The 385-nt window shown below is 62.1% G+C and carries 2 protein-coding genes; both read right to left on the bottom strand.

Features of this window, described 5'->3' with window-relative positions:
• The coding region (locus tag FLO80_RS24190) for a HisA/HisF-related TIM barrel protein (RefSeq protein WP_246156814.1) at positions 1-219 on the bottom strand (219 nt) is incomplete at its 3' end.
• A gap of 48 nt (positions 220-267) precedes the next feature.
• The coding region (locus FLO80_RS24185) for a DUF2164 family protein (protein WP_149187171.1) at positions 268-385 on the bottom strand (118 nt) is incomplete at its 5' end.

The raw sequence follows: 385 nt of genomic DNA, 5'->3' as shown, positions 1-385 counted from the left end.
GTAGCGACGGGCGATGGCGGTGACCACCTCGCCGTTGACCGGCTTGCCTTCGAAAGCGCCGTTCAGGTCCACCAGGTGCAGGCGGCGGCAACCGCCATCGACCCATTTGGCGGCCATCGCCACCGGATCGTCGGAGAAGACCGTGGCGTCTTCCATCAGGCCCTGGCGCAGACGCACGCAGGCGCCGTCTTTCAAGTCGATCGCGGGAATGATCAGCATCGGTGAACCCTGTTCAAGTCTGTATTCGGTGGACAGGCGCGCGGAAACTCAACTCTTTTCCAGCGCCCAGACATCGCTCTCGATGCTTTCGAACCGTTCCTTCAGGTACGACTGCACGTCGAGGATGGCCTTGTTGTAGAAGTACGGGGCGAACTCGCGGGCGAAG

Origin of the sequence: Aquicoccus porphyridii (genome assembly GCF_008369105.1) — a bacterium.
GTDB lineage: Bacteria > Pseudomonadota > Alphaproteobacteria > Rhodobacterales > Rhodobacteraceae > Aquicoccus > Aquicoccus porphyridii.
This window is presented reverse-complemented; position numbering and strand designations above follow the sequence as displayed.